This window comes from Mycoavidus sp. SF9855 (genome assembly GCF_024582735.1).
Taxonomy (GTDB): Bacteria; Pseudomonadota; Gammaproteobacteria; order Burkholderiales; family Burkholderiaceae; genus Mycoavidus.
Genome location: NZ_CP102085.1, coordinates 1,808,212 through 1,828,538, shown reverse-complemented (window position 1 = coordinate 1,828,538; position 20,327 = coordinate 1,808,212). Strand labels below are relative to the sequence as shown.

At 50.8% G+C, this 20,327-nt stretch carries 18 protein-coding genes and 1 pseudogene; 15 read left to right on the top strand and 4 right to left on the bottom strand.

Going from position 1 to position 20,327, the window contains the following annotated elements; translation table 11 throughout:
• Positions 1-126: 126 nt before the first annotated feature.
• Together NQD60_RS07215 and NQD60_RS07210 are read right to left on the bottom strand one after the other, a co-directional pair.
• Entirely contained in the window at positions 127-1,338 is a 1,212-nt protein-coding gene (locus NQD60_RS07215) for a DUF2863 family protein (protein WP_257101290.1), read from the bottom strand.
• Between the two features lie 123 nt (positions 1,339-1,461).
• Complete coding sequence (locus NQD60_RS07210; protein WP_257100255.1) at positions 1,462-4,302, bottom strand: Rne/Rng family ribonuclease; 2,841 nt, start codon at positions 4,300-4,302, stop codon at positions 1,462-1,464.
• Between the two features lie 488 nt (positions 4,303-4,790).
• Between NQD60_RS07210 and NQD60_RS07205 the strand changes: the two genes are divergently transcribed.
• From NQD60_RS07205 to NQD60_RS07185, 5 genes are all read left to right on the top strand, one after another.
• The gene (locus NQD60_RS07205; protein WP_257100254.1) at positions 4,791-5,822 is read left to right on the top strand and encodes an RluA family pseudouridine synthase; all 1,032 of its coding nucleotides are present in this window, start codon (positions 4,791-4,793) and stop codon (positions 5,820-5,822) included.
• 46 nt (positions 5,823-5,868) lie between these two features.
• Positions 5,869-6,375 carry a CCDC90 family protein gene (locus NQD60_RS07200; protein WP_257100253.1) on the top strand — a complete coding sequence of 169 codons (507 nt, stop codon included), beginning with the start codon at positions 5,869-5,871 and terminating at the stop codon, positions 6,373-6,375.
• Between the two features lie 135 nt (positions 6,376-6,510).
• Entirely contained in the window at positions 6,511-7,518 is a 1,008-nt protein-coding gene (locus NQD60_RS07195; RefSeq protein ID WP_257100252.1) for a S49 family peptidase, read from the top strand.
• Positions 7,519-7,905: 387 nt separating this feature from the next.
• A complete protein-coding gene (locus NQD60_RS07190; RefSeq protein ID WP_257100251.1) occupies positions 7,906-8,190 on the top strand; it encodes a hypothetical protein in 285 nt (94 codons plus the stop codon).
• 96 nt (positions 8,191-8,286) lie between these two features.
• Positions 8,287-9,978, top strand: a complete 1,692-nt coding sequence (locus tag NQD60_RS07185; RefSeq protein ID WP_257100250.1) for a carbamoyltransferase C-terminal domain-containing protein — start codon at positions 8,287-8,289, stop codon at positions 9,976-9,978.
• A gap of 187 nt (positions 9,979-10,165) precedes the next feature.
• Here NQD60_RS07185 and NQD60_RS07180 read toward each other — a convergent pair whose 3' ends face one another.
• Together NQD60_RS07180 and NQD60_RS07175 are read right to left on the bottom strand one after the other, a co-directional pair.
• A complete protein-coding gene (locus NQD60_RS07180; protein WP_257100249.1) occupies positions 10,166-10,882 on the bottom strand; it encodes an SAM-dependent methyltransferase in 717 nt (238 codons plus the stop codon).
• A complete protein-coding gene (locus tag NQD60_RS07175) occupies positions 10,879-11,487 on the bottom strand; it encodes a Maf family nucleotide pyrophosphatase (RefSeq protein WP_257100248.1) in 609 nt (202 codons plus the stop codon). The genes NQD60_RS07180 and NQD60_RS07175 overlap by 4 nt, the downstream gene beginning before the upstream one ends.
• Before the next feature lie 147 nt (positions 11,488-11,634).
• On the opposite strand from NQD60_RS07175, the gene NQD60_RS07170 reads away from it, so the two are divergent.
• The 10 genes and pseudogenes from NQD60_RS07170 (at position 11,635) to NQD60_RS07125 (ending at position 20,325) form a co-directional block, all read left to right on the top strand.
• Positions 11,635-12,165: a DUF177 domain-containing protein gene (locus NQD60_RS07170; protein ID WP_257100247.1), complete on the top strand. Its 531-nt coding sequence runs from the start codon at positions 11,635-11,637 to the stop codon at positions 12,163-12,165.
• Between the two features lie 59 nt (positions 12,166-12,224).
• Positions 12,225-12,404 (top strand): 50S ribosomal protein L32, encoded by a 180-nt coding sequence (gene rpmF, locus NQD60_RS07165; protein WP_223691999.1) that lies wholly within the window; start codon positions 12,225-12,227, stop codon positions 12,402-12,404.
• A gap of 150 nt (positions 12,405-12,554) precedes the next feature.
• Positions 12,555-13,553 (top strand): annotated as a pseudogene (gene plsX / locus NQD60_RS07160) (phosphate acyltransferase PlsX); the annotation flags it as partial.
• Between the two features lie 176 nt (positions 13,554-13,729).
• Positions 13,730-14,719: a beta-ketoacyl-ACP synthase III gene (locus NQD60_RS07155; protein ID WP_257100246.1), complete on the top strand. Its 990-nt coding sequence runs from the start codon at positions 13,730-13,732 to the stop codon at positions 14,717-14,719.
• Between the two features lie 22 nt (positions 14,720-14,741).
• Positions 14,742-15,671: an ACP S-malonyltransferase gene (gene fabD, locus NQD60_RS07150; RefSeq protein WP_257100245.1), complete on the top strand. Its 930-nt coding sequence runs from the start codon at positions 14,742-14,744 to the stop codon at positions 15,669-15,671.
• A 31-nt stretch (positions 15,672-15,702) separates the two neighbouring features.
• Positions 15,703-16,449, top strand: a complete 747-nt coding sequence (gene fabG, locus NQD60_RS07145) for a 3-oxoacyl-ACP reductase FabG (RefSeq protein WP_257100244.1) — start codon at positions 15,703-15,705, stop codon at positions 16,447-16,449.
• 133 nt (positions 16,450-16,582) lie between these two features.
• Positions 16,583-16,822, top strand: coding sequence for an acyl carrier protein (acpP, locus tag NQD60_RS07140; protein ID WP_257100243.1), 240 nt, complete (start codon positions 16,583-16,585; stop codon positions 16,820-16,822).
• An 81-nt stretch (positions 16,823-16,903) separates the two neighbouring features.
• On the top strand, positions 16,904-18,154 hold the full coding sequence (fabF, locus tag NQD60_RS07135; protein ID WP_257100242.1) for a beta-ketoacyl-ACP synthase II: 1,251 nt from the start codon (positions 16,904-16,906) through the stop codon (positions 18,152-18,154).
• Positions 18,155-18,196: 42 nt separating this feature from the next.
• A complete protein-coding gene (locus NQD60_RS07130; protein WP_257100241.1) occupies positions 18,197-18,640 on the top strand; it encodes a protein YgfX in 444 nt (147 codons plus the stop codon).
• 230 nt (positions 18,641-18,870) lie between these two features.
• Positions 18,871-20,325: a DegQ family serine endoprotease gene (locus tag NQD60_RS07125; RefSeq protein ID WP_257101289.1), complete on the top strand. Its 1,455-nt coding sequence runs from the start codon at positions 18,871-18,873 to the stop codon at positions 20,323-20,325.
• The last annotated feature ends 2 nt before the right edge of the window (positions 20,326-20,327 follow it).

The window sequence follows — 20,327 nt, the reverse complement described above, 5'->3', positions numbered from 1 at the left end:
TGTCAAGATGGTTGCAATCGATAGATTGCAACCTAGGGCGTATCTTGACAAATTTTCTGGATGTTTGCCTCCTATCCAAAAGGCATAATTTTGGATCGCGGCCAGCCGTGGGCGACGCCTAAAAATTTAATGAAAATGTGGCTGCGCGGGTTCGATATCTGCAGGCATTTCTGCATGAACGATTTCGCCAAGCGGGTTGGCATAAAGCGGGCCATTACAATCTTCGCAGTACTCAGGTTCAAAGCGGCCCGCATGGCGGCGGATATCAAGGATATTCGCGGCTTTTAAGAGCGCGACAATATCTTCAAGTGGGCTATTCGCCGTTTCATCTTGTTCGGCCGCCAGCGCAGCAATATCTTCGTGACCGTAAAGCGGCCAGACAATGCCATACAGCACAGTATTATCGCCTCGCTGGGTAAAACCAATGCGGTATTCATCAATGCGGTGTTCGCCAAAGCCCGCGATAACGGCGCGCAGCCCGTTGGCATTGGGCGCGAGGGTATCGTTCAGATAGCGTATCGCGGTGCGCAAAGTATGCGGCCGAATTTGTTCGTCTGCATTGCGGCAGGCTGAATGGTAAGCATCAGGCAAGAGGCATTCCAATTCACAACCAGGTAATACCTGTGTGAAATTCGCCCCCCCTTGGACGGCCCACTGCTTAAGACAATCATGACGCTCGATGCGGACGCCGTTTTCTTCTTCTTGCCAGCGAAAGAGGGCATGAGTCTTGGGGGCAACGGCAACCGCTAATAGAAAGCGGGGGTCCGCAAGGACTGCAGAAGTTTCCGGCAACTCTCGGAGATTAGGTTGCAGTTGAACTGGGCGCTGCTCAATCGCGGCTTGAGCCAACTGTTGGGTAAGTCGATAGGTCTCAATATGTTGCTGTGGCAGCTGATCGATACTGTATAAATAAGGGGCCATTGCTAGCCGGGCACCACTGGCTAGTATATGGGCTTGCAAATGAGTCTGGAGCGCATTGACTGCATCGGGTTTGAGCGGGCCAGAGGGTATCGTGTAGCGCGTCCAGGCTAACACGGGCGCCGCGATGAGTACGGCGTCCCAGTTGTGATCCTGATGCGAGAGCGTGAACGATTCGCTGTGGGCATCGGCAATATCGGCTAAAACACCGTACGCACCTGGATGATTCTGCTGCAGATGATCAAGCACGGTATCGAGGATAACTTGATTCCCATTACGCAGAATTTTTGACAAGAGGATATCGGTTTGAGCTTCCCAAAAAAGGTCTTCAGTGCGGCTGCCTGACGCATAAGATGCAAGGCATAAGCCGACGAGTTTTTCGGCATCCGGAGAAAGGCGTTTGGTCATTTGCGAGCGTATGGAAGATTTTTAAACACAAGATTAAGTATTTTATGCGTTTTTATGAGGAATTATAAGAATGTAAAAAACCCAGCCTAGCCGTATTCTGCACTAGGCTGGGATTCACTACTTATTTCAACCCTCTCATTCCTGACTTGTATCTGACGTTTTTGAGGTCTCAACTTGTTGTATCGGGGCCGCGTCTGTTGACGGCAAGCGTTTACGTTCGCGGCCGACATGCCGGGACTTAGTGGTTGAGGCGCTTGCTTCATCGGCGCTACGCAGTTTGTTGCTATCTGTATTGACTAGGACAAGGCCTGTGGACTCAAGCATTTTCGAGGTTGACACCACCTCAGGCGCGGGCCTAGCTGCAGCAGGGCGGCTGATAGCTTGCACCGGATGAGCATCCTTAAAAGCCGGTTGACTAGAAGCCACGGCGATTTCAGGTAATGGGGCGACGGCAGGCCTACTCGATTGATTGCTTGACTGCGTACTCTCTAACTGTGGTTGCACAGATTGCTGCGGTTGAGTCTGCGAGGAGGGCGCATAGTCTGTCGCTTGCTCCACGGACACGGTGCTGGCAACTTCAGTAGAGCCTGCATCTGAGGTGCGAACATGTGTGTCATCGCGTTCACGGCGCCCACCGCGACGTCCACGCCGGCGGCGACGGCGTTCTTCGCCTTCGGGGGCCACAGTAGTGTGTGGAACGAACGCCGGCGTGTGACTTGGCTGTGCCGTTGAGGATTCGGCAAATTCATGAGTCCTATGTGCTTGGGAATGGTCTGTTGGCGCATCAAGTGGGGGCGAGCCGACAACCTGATTAGCGGTAGCAGCAGTTTGTGCTCGTTTAGGATCCTGGCGTCCGGTCCGTTCTTGACGTCTGCCGCGTTCTTGACGTTCACCGCCCTCTTGACGTTCGCCACGTTCTTGACGCTCACCGCGCTCTTGACGTTCGCCGCGCTCTTGACGTTCGCCACGTTCTTGACGCTCACCACGTTCTTGACGTCCACCGCGCTCTTGACGTTCGCTATGCTCCTGGGCTGTAGCTGTAGAGTCGGGAGTTTCCGCTTGCGCAGTACGTGAACTGCTACGCGGCGTACGGCCACTGCTATGCTCGCCGGTACGGTTAGAGTTGCTACCGCGGCGCGAGCGGCCGCCTTGATTACGTTCGTGTCCGCTACCTTGATTCGCAGCGCTCTCAGCGGCAGCATTTGCGGTGCGTGTTTGTTGCGCTGTGGGTTTGTCGGCGGCAGCTGGCAAGTCTGCTGATGCAGAACTAAACCAGCGCTTAAACCAATTGAATAAACCCGTGTCTTTTATCTCTAGTGCGTGTGCTCCAGCTGTACGGCCGGGTTTGCTGCGTGGCGCAGGCCGCTCAGGCGAAATCCCCTTAACGGCTGCCTCCTGTTTGGGGCGGGTCTCTTCAGTACGCTTGCTGTAGCCCATTTCCATTTCCATCTCAAGAGCTGCTTTTTCGGCCATCCGGTGGCTGACATGCACCTCATCCATCTGAGGGTCGTCGTGACGCAATCTTTCCAGCTTATAGTGCGGAGTTTCGAGATATTTGTTAGGGATTAAAATGATCCCAACTTTAAAGCGGCTTTCAATTTTGTTGATTTCCTGCCGTTTTTCATTGAGCAAGAAGGCCGCTACTTCGACTGGCACCTGGCAATGAATGGCCGCGGTGTTTTCTTTCATGGCTTCTTCTTGGATGATACGCAATATCTGCAACGCTGAAGATTCAGCATTACGAATATGGCCAGTACCATTACAGCGCGGACATGTGACGTGGCTGCCTTCAGACAAGGCCGGGCGTAGTCGCTGGCGGGAGAGTTCCATCAGCCCAAAGCGCGAGATCTTGCTCATCTGCACGCGCGCCCGGTCATGTTTTAGTGCGTCTTTTAGGCGCTGCTCGACTTCACGCTGATTTTTGGTTGACTCCATATCGATAAAATCGATAACGATCAACCCGCCTAGGTCTCGTAGTCTGAGTTGACGTGCAACCTCATCCGCGGCCTCCAAGTTGGTGCGCAGCGCCGTTTCTTCAATGTCAGCACCTTTCGTTGAGCGGGCGGAATTGACGTCAATTGAAACCAATGCTTCAGTATGGTCGATGACGACCGCGCCGCCAGAAGGTAAAGAGACGGTACGTGCATAAGCCGTCTCAATTTGGTGCTCGATCTGAAAGCGGGAAAAAAGCGGGACATCGTCGTGGTAACGCTTGACCTTATGCAGATTGTCGGGCATTACGATGCCCATGAAGGCGCGTGCCTGTTCTTCAATCTCTGCCGTATCAATCAAGATTTCGCCAATATCTGGCTGGAAGTAGTCGCGGATTGCCCGGATCACTAAGCTGGATTCAAGATAAATCAGGAGCGGGCCTTGCATGCCGTTGGCCGCTTCCTCAATGGCGCGCCACAATTGCATCAGATAATTGAGATCCCATTGCAATTCTTCAATATTACGGCCAATGCCTGCCGTGCGGGCGATCATACTCATGCCATCTGGCAGTTGCAGTTGCGCCATGATGTCGCGCAACTCTTGGCGTTCATCGCCTTCAATGCGACGTGAGACGCCACCGCCACGTGGGTTATTTGGCATGAGCACCAAATAACGGCCGGCAAGCGAAATAAAGGTTGTCAGAGCGGCGCCTTTATTGCCGCGCTCTTCTTTCTCGACCTGAACGATCAGTTCTTGCCCCTCACGCAGTACATCTTGGATCCGCGCCGAGCGCATATCGATCCCTTCTTTCATGTACTGGCGCGCGACTTCTTTAAAGGGTAAAAAGCCGTGGCGTTCTTCGCCGTAGTTGACAAAGCAAGCCTCGAGCGAAGGTTCAATCCGCGTGACTACCCCTTTATAAATATTGCCTTTGCGTTGTTCTTGGCCAATCGTTTCAATATCAATATCGATGAGCTTCTGTCCAACGACGATGGCCACACGGAGTTCTTCTCGTTGCGTGGCGTTAAAAAGTATGCGTTTCATGGAACGGCTCCGGAGCAGCTGGGCCAATTTTTGCGCTAGGTGGCAAAGCATGGCACGCTACACTTTTAGTGTCTAAAAACACGCTAGGGCCGAAGATTTGGTAAAGAATTGCCTTCCTGGCGGCTCTTATTTTGAGCGGCGTAAGGGCGTATGCGAATTCGCTGGCGCTGAGTTTTTATCTGTTCCGCGCCAAGCGTCGTATCGATTTTCGCAATTGACTAGCTAAGCTAAAGGCTAATCAATAAAAATTCTTTTCAACCAAATCTTCGTTGCCTTTCGGTACTTTTTCTTAGCTGAACTTGCCTATAAGGGTGTTCTTGCTAAAATAAAATCCGTGCGTGCAACATATTGCCCGGCTTAAATAAGCGACAGCCTCCGGTTATCCAAGTAAAATGGCGGGCTGTTGAATGCTCATGCCGGGTGCAATCTACGGGTAGAGGGCACATTCACTCTCTACGCGGACTTGCTGAAGGCAAATTATATGCAGAATGAATAACTTAGGCAAAATATCTGTGCAGCGCCCATTATCCGACTCAGTCAAACTGCTCACAATTGACGATGCTTCTGCTGGACAACGCATCGACAATTTTCTGCTGCGCATCTGCAAGGGCGTACCCAAAAGCCATATTTACCGCATTGTGCGCAGCGGTGAAGTGCGAGTCAATAAAGGCCGGGTAGATACCGCGTATCGATTGGCAATAGGGGATATTATACGCTTACCACCGATGCGTATCGCGCACAAAGATAATGAGGGGACTCAGCGCTTAGGCAGCACCGCGCCTGTGGCGAACTTTCCAGTGCTGTACGAGGACGATTGTCTCCTGGTCATTAACAAGCCAGCCGGAGTGGCGGTACATGGTGGCAGTGGCATTGCCTTCGGGGTCATCGAACAATTACGGCAGACCTACTCCAAACTCAAATTTCTCGAATTGGTGCATCGACTTGATCGCGAAACATCGGGTATTTTGTTATTGGCTAAAAAACGTTCGGCATTGACTGCATTGCATGCTCAATTACGCGATAATAAAGTTGATAAACGTTATTTGGCCTGTGTTCACGCTGATTGGCAGGCGCCGCGGCAAATTGTAAAAGAACGGTTGCATAAATTTCTGACGCCTGAAGGTGAGCGGCGGGTGTGCATCCACGAACAAGGTCAATTGGCTCATACGGTATTTAATTTGATTCAGCGTTTTACAGGTTATGCATTGCTAGAAGCCGAGTTAAAAACCGGGCGTACGCATCAGATCCGTGTGCACCTGGCTCATTTGGCCGCGCCGATTGTGGGGGATGACAAATATGGTGACTTTGCATTGAATCGCCAACTCGCCCGCGCGGGAGCTAAGCCCGGGCTTAAACGGATGTTTTTGCATGCGTATAAGGTTAGTTTTGTACACCCCGTCAGCGGCGCCGTGCTGGCGCTCGAAGCGCCTTTGCCGAAAGAGTGCGAGCGCTTTCTTGCGCAATTGAGCCCGCCGCAAAAAAAACACATGAGCGACAAAAAATCACTTGCACCCCTTTAAATTTTGGTTAATAATTAAACCAATTAAGTTAATGTGTGGGGTGGAAATGGCACATGTGTTGGATTTGAAAGGGCTCAGGAGACTTGTGATGGCTATGGTTATATTTGATACTTTAAAATTTTCTAAACGCTTAAAAGAAGCAGGTGTTCCGAGTGCTCAAGCCGAGGCTGAAGCGGAAGTTTTGTCGGAGATATTTGCGGTCAATTTGCAAGAGCTGCCGACTAAAGAAGATTTGCAGGCAGTTAAAGAAGAGTTGCGGCATGAAATTAAAGAGGTTCGTAGTGAAATAAATGAACTGCGCGATGAAGTCAAAGCCGACATAAATGAACTGCGCAATGAAGTCAAAGCTGAAATTAAGGATGTGCGACATGAAATCCAAGATGTGCGACACGAAATCCAAGACGTCCGTAAAGATATGGTGAGCATGGAGCAGCGCTTTGACATCAAGCTCGAAAAACTTGAAATGAGCTTACTCGTTAAGATGGGGATAATGCTAGCAAGTGTGGCCGGTATTGTTGTCAGTGCGACGGTAACCCTCATAAAAATTTTATAGTTTCGGCCATTGATAAAGAGTTCGCTCAAACGAGCCTACTTTAGGTAACAGCAGGGTTTTAGATGATAGTTTTTTAATTCTGTGAGGTTGTGTGCTATCGTAACTTATCTTTAACTGCAACCGATCATTTTTACCATGTCTGACGATAATTCGATTACCAACTCTAGTTCTGGCAAGGCAAGAGCTGAAACGGCAGCGCCAGTGGCGCTACCCTGGGAACGCGAGTTACTCGAAAAAACCGTGCTGGCTGCCGTGCATGAACAACGGGCGGCACGGCGCTGGAAGATATTTTTCCGCTTAGCATTTTTAATTATTTTTGTCGTCATGTCATGGCGTACCGTTTCTGTTTCAAGCGGCAAAGCTGGCGGGGCGGGGGGCAAGCATACGGCGCTGGTTACGCTTGAAGGCGAAATTGCGGCGGATAAGCAAAGCAATGCAGCCAACCTGAATGCTGCGCTCGAGCGGGCATTTTCCGCTGAGCAAGCAGCGGGCGTGGTGTTGCAAATGAATAGCCCAGGGGGTAGTCCAGTCCAAGCCGGCATGGTCAATGACGAAATCCGCCGGCTACGGGCTCGCTATCCGCATAAGCCACTCTATGTTGTGGTTGATGATATCTGCGCATCGGGCGCGTATTACATTGCTGTTGCGGCTGACAAAATCTTCGTTGATAAGGCAAGTATTGTTGGTTCAATCGGGGTGCGCATGGATAGTTTTGGCTTTACCAACTTAATGAATAAGCTCGGCGTTGAGCGCCGATTGTTAACCGCTGGCCGTAACAAAGCGCTGAACGATCCTTTTTTACCAGCAGACAATGCGCAAAAGAAATACATGCAAAGCTTGCTGAATGAGGTTCATCAGCAGTTTATTGAAGTGGTCCGCCAGGGCCGCGGTAAGCGCTTAAAGGAAATACCAGAAATTTTCTCGGGTCTAGTGTGGACCGGTCAACGCAGCATTGAGCTTGGGCTGGTAGATGGTTTGGGCGATACGCGCTCGGTTGCCCGTAATGTCTTAAAAGCGGAAAAGTTGGTTGATTACACGGTGAAAGAAGGGGTGTTCGACCGGTTTGCCCGCAAATTTGGGCTGTCAGCCGGGGCCTCGGCTGTGCGCGCGTTGACGATGCAAGAACAGCTGTCGTTGCATTGATTGCTCGAGGTGGGAGGCAGCAGCACCGTAGTATGGTACGTAGTATCGATGCACGTTATACATAACGCTGCAAAAAGCAGGCGGTTTATAGGCTACAGAACCGGGCAATTCAATTCATTGGTTTCTAGCAAAGCGGAAGTTTTGTATTGTTAAGCGTTAAATCCTTTGCTATAGCTATTTGAAAATTAGCTTCAAATTAAAAAAGTACTGTTGTTTGACCCTTTAATAACTAGGGGGCGCCCTCAGTCGTAAAAATCGAGCGTAAAGATAGGTGGAGAGCGTTACTTAGCAAGCGCAGGGTGTGTCTGCGTAGGCTGGACATAATCTAAATAAATGTTCGTGCAGTATCGAGGGTTCACCCGACACAAGAAGAAAGGTAACTGCACGATGGATCAAAAGAAACAGCATATTTTCGCATTGGCTAGGTACTGTCGCGCGGCCCTAGGCTGTCTAGAAGAAGCGGAGTTGTTCACAGTCTATTGTCCCGAGCCGGCGCAAACCCCTGCTGTGCATCACCATCTTCGTCAGACAACTCACGTCTCCTCTCACGCTTCTCATCCTAGTCGTCGTTTGGTGGAGCTGACGATGGCAGCCATGGCAGCGTATCTTCATCGTTGGACTGGCATGGCCGAAGATTTGATGATCACAAGCGCGCCCTTGCGTTGCACATAAAAAAGCGAGCGTTCTATCGGCGTATTCTGTTTAGGGAAGCTTAGCTTATTTAAAGGTTCGTATTATTTAATTTTCTAATGGAGGAGAAGTAAGATTATGCGTATTCTAGGAATTAATTCTGCCTATCACGAGTCATCCGCATCACTTGTCATAGATGGCAAAATCATAGCGGCTGTAGAAGAAGAGAGATTCACACGAAAAAAACATGCTAAAGAGGCAAGCGTCACTAGCCCAACTGAACTACCTGAAAACAGTATTCGTTTTTGTCTTGCTCATGCAGGCTTGACGGCCGCTGATTTAGATGGGGTTGCGTATTCATTTGATCCCTCCATGAGGCAGCAAGAATTTGAGCTCGATTCATTAAGCCAGCCAGGTGATTGGGGAAGTGCTGAGGGTGAAAAAATATTTCTCTCTGAACTTCGCCAAATCCCTAAAGCAATAGATCAATTCTTGGGTCGACACTTTGGTGATCAATTTTCATTTGTGCCTCATCACATCGCCCATGCAGCTTCCAGTTTTTACCCATCTGGCTTTGACCAGGCCGCAATCCTAGTTGTTGATGGCATTGGCGAAGCCGGATGTACATTGTTTGCGCACGGGAAAGGGACGCACATTGCAACCCTAGATCAAATCTATTACCCGCATTCACTCGGATTTTTGTGGGAGAAGCTCAGTAAATATTTAGGGTTTTCAGAATATGATGCGTGCAAAGTCATGGGCTTGGCAGCTTATGGAGATCCGGCTGTCTTTAGAGAAGACTTCCAAAAGCTTTTGCATCTGAACGAAGGTCGATATCAGGTTGATCCGGCGATTGCATGTTTTCGTCTGCCAGATTTCGGTCAACTCGAGAAATTATTCGGCGTAGCTCGTTCGGATCATGAGCCGATTACGGACCGTCATTACGATCTTGCTGCCGCGCTGCAAGAGGCGACCGATCAAGCAATACTCGGCCTGGCCCGTGAGCTTCGCGCGCTGTCAGGGGCAGATAATCTATGTTATGCGGGTGGCGTAGCACTAAACTGCGTAAGCAATTCGGTGCTTAAAGACAGCGGGATATTCTCAAATATCTATATCCCTACTGCTCCGCATGATTCTGGGACGGCGGTTGGAGCGGCACTTCACCATTATTATTCTCACTCCGATATACGCTTATTGCATGTGGATAGTAATCCCTATCTTGGCCCGAAATTCTCAGATGTTGATATTGTGAAAGCGTTTCAGGAGGCTGGTCTGCAGGCAAAGCAGTCCAACAATCCCGCACACGACGTAGCGAATATGATCGCCGATGGCAAGATTGTTGCCTGGTTCCAAGGTCGGATGGAATTCGGCCCACGTGCGCTTGGCAATCGTTCATTGCTAGCGGATCCACGCAATCCGTTAATCCGCGAAGTGCTAAATGTAAAGGTTAAACACCGCGAAGAATTTCGTCCTTTTGCGCCGAGCGTGTTGGCCGAAGAGGCAGCTGACTGGTTTGAGTTGGGACAAGACTCTTTGAGCCACCAATATATGCTTTTCACCTGTCCAGCGAAACAGGATCGTCGAAAAATGATCCCCGCGATATTACACAAAGATGATTCAGCCCGGGTTCAAATGGTGCGCAAAGAGAGCAATCCGGAGTTCCATGCATTGATCTCGCATTTTTTTGATAAAACGGGAGTGCCGCTCGTGCTGAATACCTCATTCAACGACAGCGAGCCGATTGTTTGCACCCCATCCGATGCCATAAAAACATTTCAGGGCACAGCAATTGACGCTTTATTTATCGGTGATAGGTTTGTCACCAGATAAGCAAGCCTTCGTCTATAGAGACTAATGATAGATTAAGTAAAAGGAGTTTCTCCATTGGGACAGGAGTCGCCTATGATGGCATTAGCTGTAGCGGATTGATGGCTCCAGAGTGGAGGAGGAGAGGCGTCAAGGAGGGTTCAGCCGGAACCGCAGAATATTGACTGCATATATATTCTGCGGTTCTGTTTTATGAGCCCAGCATTAAGAAAATAGCCGGCCGTTTACACACATCAATCAAATTGCTCTGCCACTGGCTCACGGTACGACTGACAATACACTCGCTCGGTAAGGTCAAATCCACTGCGACACATAGCTGGGTTGATGCTGAACAGTGTGTCAGCAGCGCATCCAATAAAGCCTGATTACGATAAGGCGTTTCAATAAAAATTTGGGTTTGCTGGGTCTCGCGCGATTGTTTCTCAAGGGCCTGCAAAGCGCGCACGCGCTCATTGGCATTGACTGGTAAATATCCATGAAAAGCAAAGCTTTGCCCATTCAAGCCAGATGCCATTAAGGCAAGCAAAATCGAGCTAGGCCCAACCAATGGCACAACGCGTACACCACATTGATGAGCATAGCGCACCAGTAACGCACCAGGGTCAGCCACGGCTGGGCAACCGGCGTCAGAGACTAAACCACCATCTGTGCCGGCGACAATCGGCGCTAGCAATGCATGAATTTGGGCGGCGGGGGTATGCACGTTCAATTCACGAATTTCAATATTTTGAATCGCGTGTTCGGTACCGACTCTTTTCAAAAATGCGCGGGTTGCCTTGGCATTTTCACCGATGTAATAGGTTAGCTGAGCGGCTTGTGCGCAAACTCCTTGTGGCAGTACCGCCGCGAGCGAGTCGGCATCCCCTGTGCCAAGCGTATTGGGGACTAAATAAAGTATACCTGTCATTGCATCTCAAAGAGTTTAAGACCCGCGACGCGTAGCATGCGGGTTAATTCAATCAACGGTAAGCCGATCAAGGCGGTCGGGTCATTGCTCTCAACCGATTCAAGCAGAGCAATGCCAAGTCCTTCCGCTTTTGCGCTACCGGCAACATCATAGGGTTGTTCTAAACGCAAATAAGCATCCAGTTCATCATCAGGTAAGTTGCGAACTCGCACACGCGTGATAATGTCGGCGCTTTGCATGATCTCTCGCGGGGCATCATAAACGCACAGGGCGCTATGAAATTCAACCATGCGGCCACGCATAGATTGTAGTTGGATCAGCGCTTTGCTATGAGTGCCGGCCTTGCCAAGCTGTTGGCCCTCACAAAGAGCCACTTGGTCGGCACCGATGATCAGCGCGTTTGGCGCATGATTTGCAACCGTGCGCGCTTTTGCTTCAGCCAGCCGTAAGGCAGTTGCGGCTGGCGTTTCGTTGGGCAGAGGCGTTTCGTCCAGATTGGGCAGAATGATTTCAAATGGGAGCCGTAATCTGTCAAGCAGGGCGCGGCGGTAGGGGGAGCTTGAGGCGAGAATTAAGCGCGTGTGATGAGTTGGCGAAGAGGACATGATTCGTTTGTTAATACAAAAAGAAATATTCAGAGTTTGACTTGAAAATTAAAAATCGATAAGCTGATGGGCTTTTCATAGTTTCATTAGCTTTTCTTAAGCGGTAGTGTCCGCCATGAGGCTGCTGATTGTTGGTGAGTCGCATCCATGAGTCAATCTCCAAGCAGTTCGGCTGCGCTTGACAACCCGCGTGTGTTTGATGTGTTTGCGTTTGTACGCAATCAACAGCAGGCATGCGGTGAAGTCTTAGTGCAGGATCTGCCACGAATCTTAAACGAAGTTACGCCAGATACGCTAGCCCATCATTCGGCGTTGCGCTGGACGGTGACCGGCGAAATACGCCAGGAGCTGGCCGCCGGCGGTAAAGCAGTTGCGGTATCTTATTTAAGGCTGGCCTTGCAAGGCCAACTATGGCTTGCATGCCAGCGCTGCCTTGAACCCTATGAGGAGCAGCTAGCCATTGATATCTGGTATCGCGTTGTAGAAAGCAATGCGCAGGCTGATGCAGTGCCGGTGAATGATGAGCAGGTTGATGTGATCGTTGGGTCGCGTCGCTTTGATTTGATCGATCTGATTGATGAAGAACTGTTGCTCTCTTTGCCGCTTGTACCTAAGCATGCGGTGTGTCCATTCCTACATGAGTCTCTCGCAGAACATGGGGCGCAAACATCTAATTGAAGCTAACCCGGTTAGCTTATGTTAAAATCCGAAAAATTTTCAAAGTTACGGAGTGAATCATGGCAGTTCAGCAAAACAAAAAATCGCCGTCAAAACGCGGCATGCATCGTTCACACGATTTCTTGAGCGGCGTGGCGCTGGCGATTGAGCCTACGTCAGGTGAGGTTCACCGCCGCCACCATGTAAGCCCAAACGGCTATTATCGTGGTAAGCAAGTAGTTAAGTCTAATAACGACTAAGAACGGTTCATTGCATAAAGTTGCCGGCGGTTCTATTGCGTGCTCGCTGGTCTGCAGTGAGGATAGATTTTCAGCCTTACAAGTGTTTTCGGTTCAGCGCAAGAGCGGCATTCGTGTGCCGCTCTTTTGTATTAAAAGCCGTCAAATAGTATGACGATTAAAATCACCATTGATTGTATGGGCGGCGATTATGGCCCGTCCGTGACTGTTCCTGCCGCGATCAGTTTTCTGCGCGCGCATGACGATCTTGAGTTACTGCTGGTCGGCTTGGAAGATTCGATTCGCGCTCAGCTCAAAAAATGTAAGGCGCTGAATGAGCCTAGGCTATCCGTACATGCTGCGACTGAAGTTGTGGCTATGGATGATTCGATCGAAGTCGCGTTGCGTAAGAAAAAAAATTCATCGATGCGAGTGGCGCTCAGTCTCATTAAAGAGGGCCACGCGCAAGCCTGTGTCTCAGCCGGCAATACCGGGGCTTTAATGGCGGTTTCGCGCTATATGCTTAAGACGCTTGCCGGCATTGAGCGCCCGGCAATTGCCGCGGTCATGCCGAATCAGTATGGCTATACGACAATGCTGGACTTAGGGGCGAATGTCGATTGCGAGCCCCATCATTTGTTAAGCTTTGCTGAAATGGGCCACGCCCTAGTCGCGGCCGTTGAAGGCAAAGAAAGACCTACGATTGGCTTACTGAATATTGGCGAAGAAACGATTAAAGGCAATGGGGCGATTAAGCGCGCGGGCGAATTATTGCGCGCCAGCACCCTCAATTTTTATGGCAATGTAGAAGGCAATGATATCTATAAAGGCACCACGGATGTGATTGTCTGCGATGGTTTTGCCGGTAATGTCGCGCTGAAAACCTCCGAAGGGCTGGCGCAGATGCTCAATAGCATCATTAAAGAAGAATTTTCACGCTCATGGTTAAGTAAATTGATGGCGTGCTTGGCTTGGCCTGTGCTCTCACGCCTTAAACGCCGAGTTGATCACCGGCGCTATAATGGGGCAGCGCTGCTTGGCCTGCGCGGTTTAGTCATCAAAAGCCATGGTTCAGCGGATGTCTATGCTTTTAAATGGGCGATTAAACGCGGTTATGATGCGATTAAAAATAATCTGCAAGAGCGTCTTGAGCGCGCCATCGAGGAAAACAATCTTGGCCGCGACGAGTGCATCGCACCAACGGATCATCAGGCCAATCAGGCAGGTGCAAGCGATCGATCGACTGAGGGCACGAATCTATCTTCTGCAGTAGGCTATGAAGCGAGCCAAACTGTAGTTCATAATGGACACAGAACGCAGCTAGAAACAGTTGTATCCAAATCATAATGACACACACAAATCTTTATTCCCGCATTATTGGCACGGGCAGTTGTTTACCGCCAACGCGTGTCACTAACGAAGAGTTAGCTAGCCAACTAGCGACGCGTGGCATTGAAACCAGCGATGAGTGGATCTTCACGCGCACCGGCATCCGTGCTCGGCATTTTGTGAATGCTGAGCAAAATACCAGTGATCTGGCGTTGATCGCCTCTCAACAGGCGCTGGAAGCTGCTGGGGTTGATCCACAAACAGTCGATTTAATTCTGGTTGCGACCTCAACGCCGGATTGCATTTTTCCAAGCACGGCTTGTTTGTTGCAAAACAAGCTGGGCATTCGCAATAACTGTGCCGCATTTGATGTGCAGGCAGTGTGCTCTGGCTTTGCATATGCATTAACGGTAGCCGATCAGTTTATCCGCAGCGGCACATATCGTACGGTATTGGTGGTCGGGGCAGAAACTTTTTCGCGCTTACTGGATTTTAATGACCGTTCAACGTGTGTGCTCTTTGGCGATGGCGCCGGCGCCGTTGTCCTGCGCGCTTCTGAGGAGCCAGGTATTTTGGCCAGCGCGCTCCATGCAGATGGCGGTCATGCGGATATTCTCTGTGTGCCAGGTCGGGTAAATGCCGGCGCGATTGCGGGTAATGCGTTTTTACATATGGATGGGCAGGCGGTTCTTAAGTTGGCGGTCAATGTGCTTGAAAAGGTTGCCCTTGAGGCCCTTGCTAAGGCGCAGTTGTCGCCGGCGGACCTTGACTGGTTGATTCCTCATCAAGCCAATATCCGCATTATGCAAGGTACCTGCCGTAAGCTTGGCTTACCATTTGAGCGCATGGTGGTCACTGTCGATCAGCATGGCAATACTTCTGCGGCTTCAATTCCGCTTGCCTTGGATCAGGCGGTGCGGGATGGCCGTATCAAACGAGGCCATCACATTTTGATCGAAGGCGTTGGCGGCGGTTTTACTTGGGGCGCTTCGGTTATTCGTTTTTGATTGAGTCAGGATTTAAAATAAGATGAAATTTGCCTTTGTATTTCCCGGCCAAGGCTCGCAGTCAGTGGGCATGCTTGGGAGCTTTGCCGATTGGCCCGTGGTGCGTGAGACGTTGCAAGAAGCGTCCGACGCATTGAATCAGGATATCGGCAAATTGATTGCTGAGGGTCCGGTTGATACGTTAAATCTCACCACCCACACGCAGCCAGCTATGTTGACCGCGGCTTATGCCGTTTATCGCGCCTGGTCTAGCGTAGGGGGGCCTGTGCCGGCTATGGCCGCAGGCCATAGCCTGGGTGAGTATACGGCGTTGGTGGTAGCCGGCGCCTTGACCTTTAGCGACGCTGTGTCGTTGGTGCGCTTTCGCGCGCAAGTAATGCAAGCAGCAGTGCCGGTAGGGGTGGGCGGCATGGCTGCTATCCTCGGCCTGGACGCTGCTGCGGTGAGCGCAGTCTGTGTTGCAGCAAGTGCGGCTGGCGTGGTAGAGCCGGTCAATTTCAACGCGCCGGCGCAAATCGTGATCGCAGGACATAAGGCGGCGGTTGAAGCTGCTTGCGAATTAGCCAAAGCTAAAGGGGCGAAGCGTGCGTTGCTGTTGCCAGTATCGGCGCCGTTTCACTCATCTTTACTACAGCCCGCTGCGGATCAATTGCGTGACTATTTGTCACAGGTTGAAGTGCGCCCGCCGCAGATTCCGGTCGTCAATAATATTGATGTTGCAATGGCGTTTGAGCCAGCGGAGATTAAAAATGCGCTAGCTCGACAAGCCGCTGGGCCTGTACGTTGGGTTGAGTCAATTCAAGCGATTGCGCATGCCGGCATGACGCATATTGTAGAATGTGGCCCTGGCAAGGTTCTAACTGGTTTAACAAAACGCATTGATAGTACGCTCGTGAGCGCAGCTTTATGTGATACTGCATCGCTCGACGAGGCTTTGCTGCTATTGCGTTAGCAGCTTTATTTTGTTGAAAAATAGAGACTCAATGGAAAAAATACTGGATCAACAAATCGCGCTGGTGACAGGCGCCTCTCGTGGCATTGGCCGTGCGCTAGCGCTTGAATTGGCGCGTGCTGGCGCCACGGTGATTGGTAGCGCAACCAGCGCCGAGGGCGCGGCTTCGATTACCGCAGCTTTAGCGGAGTCTGGCTTTGCTGGCCGTGGTATTGTGCTGGACGTGAATGACCCCGCGCTAGATCAGCGTATCGAAGACTTGACTAAAGAATTCGGTGCACCGCAGATTCTAGTCAATAACGCAGGCATCACGCGAGATCAACTGATCTTGCGGATGAAAGAGGATGAGTGGGATGATGTGCTCAATACCAACTTAAAAGCCGTCTTCCGCCTATCGCGTGCAGTCCTGCGGCCGATGATCAAAGCCCGTAGCGGGCGCATTATCAACATCACCTCCGTGGTGGGGTCGGTGGGCAGCGCAGGGCAAGTGAACTATGCAGCGGCCAAAGCCGGCGTTGCGGGCATGACACGAGCACTGGCACGTGAGGTTGGCAGCCGTGGCATCACCGTGAATTGTATCGCGCCTGGATTTATCGAGACCGATATGACCAACGTTCTGCCTGCCGAACAGCAAACCGCAATCAAATCGCAGATCCCGCTTGGGCGCTTTGGTAGTCCGGAAGATATCGCTCATGCGGTCGCTTTCCTGGCCTCTGCGCGGGCGGCATATATTACTGGAACCACTTTGCATGTAAATGGTGGGATGTTTATGGCTTAATTCATCTTTTGTATTTCGTATAACCTGATTCCGCGCGTTATTCAACCCATATTGTCAAAGTGATAATTTGTTGTTTAAACCTGATAGAATGCGCGCACTCGAAACTTTATAAACTTATCCCGGAGGGGTCTGAATGGACAATATTGAAGAACGTGTCAAGAAAATTGTAGCCGAACAACTTGGCGTTGCCGAAGCTGAAATCAAAAATGAAGCATCATTTGTTGATGATCTTGGGGCTGATTCGCTAGATACAGTCGAGCTCGTCATGGCCCTTGAAGATGAATTCGGTATGGAAATTCCTGACGAGGAAGCTGAATCGATTACTACGGTGCAGCAAGCAGTTGATTACGCACGTGCCAACGTTAAGGCTTAATCACCTTACATTGGTTTAAGTGGGCCACAGAGCTCGCAGAGGTTTTCTCTGTGAACTCTGTGGCTTTTTTGTTGTTATGTGATGAAAGAGGGTAACGTGAGTCGCCGTATTGTTGTAACAGGTCTAGGACACATCTCGCCAGTCGGTAATACAGTTGCCGCAGGCTGGGCTAATTTAGTGGCGGGTCAGTCCGGTATTGCTACTGTGACCAAATTCGATGCCTCTAATCTATCGACTCGATTTGCCGGCGAGGTAAAAGGCTTCGAAATTGAGCACTATATTTCGAGTAAAGAAGCGCGTCATATGGATACCTTTATCCATTACGGGCTAGCCGCCGGTATCCAAGCCATGCAAGACAGCGGTCTTGAAGTCAACCAGGCTAATGCCGAGCGTATCGGCGTGATTGTTGGCTCAGGCATCGGCGGTTTGCCGTCGATTGAGCAAACGCAAACCGAATTAATCAATCGTGGCCCGCGCCGGATTTCGCCATTTTTTGTGCCCGCCTCGATTATTAATATGATCTCCGGGCATTTATCGATTCACTTCGGCCTGAAAGGCCCTAACCTGGCGATCTCTACCGCCTGTACCACAGGTACGCATTCGATCGGTGAAGCCATGCGTATGATCGAATATGGCGATGTCGATGTGATGATCGCGGGTGGTGCTGAAGCCACGGTTTCGCCGCTTGGGGTGGGTGGTTTTGCTGCTGCGCGTGCTTTGTCACAACGCAATGACGATCCAGCCACGGCCAGCCGTCCTTGGGATCAAGATCGCGATGGTTTTGTGCTGGGCGAAGGGGCGGGTGTGCTGGTCCTCGAAGAATATGAACATGCCAAAGCGCGCGGCGCGAAGATTTACTGCGAAATGATCGGCTATGGTCGTAGTGCAGATGCTTACCATATGACGGCACCCTGCTCAGATGGCGATGGCGCATATCGTTGTATGCTCAATGCCCTGAAAAATGCTGAAATTAACGTTGGCCAAATCGATTATATTAATGCGCATGGCACTTCAACGCCGCTCGGTGATCTAAGCGAGACAATTGCCATTAAACGCGCCTTGACTGACCATGCAAAAAAAGTCGTGGTCAGTTCGACCAAATCCATGACCGGTCATTTGCTCGGTGCCGCTGGGGGTATTGAAGCCGTCTTTACGGTGCTCGCACTTAAGCATCAGATCGCGCCACCGACGATCAATGTTTTTAATCAAGACCCGCAGTGCGATTTAGATATCTGTGCCAACGTCGCGCGCGAGATGAAAATAGACATTGCGCTGTCGAATTCATTTGGCTTTGGGGGCACCAATGGCTCCCTAGTTTTTAAGCGGATTTAAGCCGTCCAAGCTAAAACACAGTAATGGTTAGGGTCAGACTGAATGATGCAGGCGCCGATTCAGTTTGAACTCAAACCCTCTACTGTTCTAAGATGGCTAACACTAGCCTTTATCTTGTGCTGTACTTACGCGGTGTGGCGTGTTGCTGCGCCGCGTGTCAGTGTTCTTGGCGCCCTATTAGCCGCCTGTGTCGTGCTGCTTGTCCTCAGCTATATGGCTTACCGTGTCGATGCGCAGCAAGCTTTTAGGCTAGAAATTAGCGCGCAGGGAATCACCACCTGGCATCGTGCGGGCAGACGCATGCGTTGCTCGCAAATATCGGATATGGCCTATTGGGGTGGCCTGATGTTAAGCATCACCGTGCGCGCGAGCGATGGCCGCAGCCGTAAAATACTCATCCTGGCCGATGCCTTACCTTCTCCTATGCTGCGCGAGTTAGTCGTGCGCTGCCGACAACTCAGCAAAAATTGTAACCATCAATTGTAACCTTTGTAACGCTTGTAACGCTTGTAACAGCATTCACAAATGACTGTAAAGCGACCGCTGCTAAATTACGCCCGTTACTTCGATACGCCGCAAAATAAACGCTGGTAAGCTCACGCGGGATGCATTAATACGGTAAACTTACAGCTGCCTTTTGAACCCGCGGCTTATTTACCATGAGCAATTTTTCGACACGCAATTTGTTGCGCTTATTTAGCCCGTTATGGGTAGTGATGGCGGCTGTTTTTTTGCCGTTTACCTTGGCTGTGGCAAATCCACCTCTGGCCTCTGCGCCGGTCGTCAGCCTGCCGGATTTTACCGGACTGATCGATAAAGTAGGGCCGGCGGTGGTGAATATACGCACCACTGGGCGTATCCCGTTTAGCAATAGCAGCATCGAATTGCCGCCAGGAATGAATAGTAATGAAATGTTGGAGTTTTTCCAGCGTTTTTTTGGTTTCCCGCTGCCACAGCAGCGACCCGCGCCGCGTTCTGAGCAAGACGCGCCGGAGGAGGATGGCGCGCCGGACTCAGGGATTGAACGTAACAATGGCGTGGGTTCAGGGTTTGTGATCTCAGCGGACGGTTACGTCATGACGAATGCGCATGTCGTTTATGACGCGGACACTATTTATGTGACATTGCTTGATAAGCGTGAATTTAAAGCTAAGCTTGTCGGTGCCGATAAGCGCACCGACGTCGCCTTGCTGAAAATCGATGCCAAAGATCTGCCTGTGGTGACACTAGGGGATTCAAATACACTGCGCGTTGGCGAGTGGGTCGTCGCCATTGGCTCGCCATTTGGTTTTGATAATACGTTGACGGCGGGTATCGTGAGTGCAAAAGGGCGCAATACCGGTGACTATTTGCCTTTTATTCAAACGGATGTGGCCGTAAATCCAGGTAACTCAGGCGGCCCGTTGATGAACCTGCGCGGCGAAGTGATTGGGATTAATTCGCAAATTTACAGCCGTACTGGTGGCTTTATGGGGATTTCGTTCGCGATTCCAATTGATGAGGCCACACGGGTTGCTGAGCAACTTAAGGTAACGGGTAAAGTGGCTCGCGGACGTATCGCGGTGGCGATTGGTCAAGTAACTAAAGATGTTGCTCATTCGTTGGGCCTGCCTCGGGCGCAAGGCGCATTTGTCAGCAGCGTTGAAGTGGGTGGGCCGGCTGACAAGGCGGGCGTGCAAGCCGGCGACATTATCTTAAACTTCAATGGTAAAACCATTGATGAGGCAAGCGATTTGCCTCGTCTAGTCGGCAGCACAAAACCCGGCGCACGCGTGCCGATGACATTATGGCGTAAAGGCAAAAAACGCGATCTAGGTGTCACGATTGCAGAAATGCAAGCTGATAGACCCGCCCGCGCGATGCTGCCTAAAGCAGACCCACGCATGCATACGGCAAACTCAATTGGCCTCACTGTCAGTAGCTTGGCCGAGGCGCAATTGAAGGCCCTCAAGCTAGGCTATGGCGTGCGCGTTGACGCGGTGCAAGGCCCGGCAGCACAGGCCGGCATCCGAAGAGGCGATATTGTGCTGCGGATTGGCGATGCAGATATCATGAATGCGCAGCAGTTCGATAGCGTAGTACGTACACTGGATTCTAAAAAAATGGTAGCAATTTTGATACATCGTGGTGAAAACACACAATTTGTCCCGTTACGACCACGGGCGAAATAAGC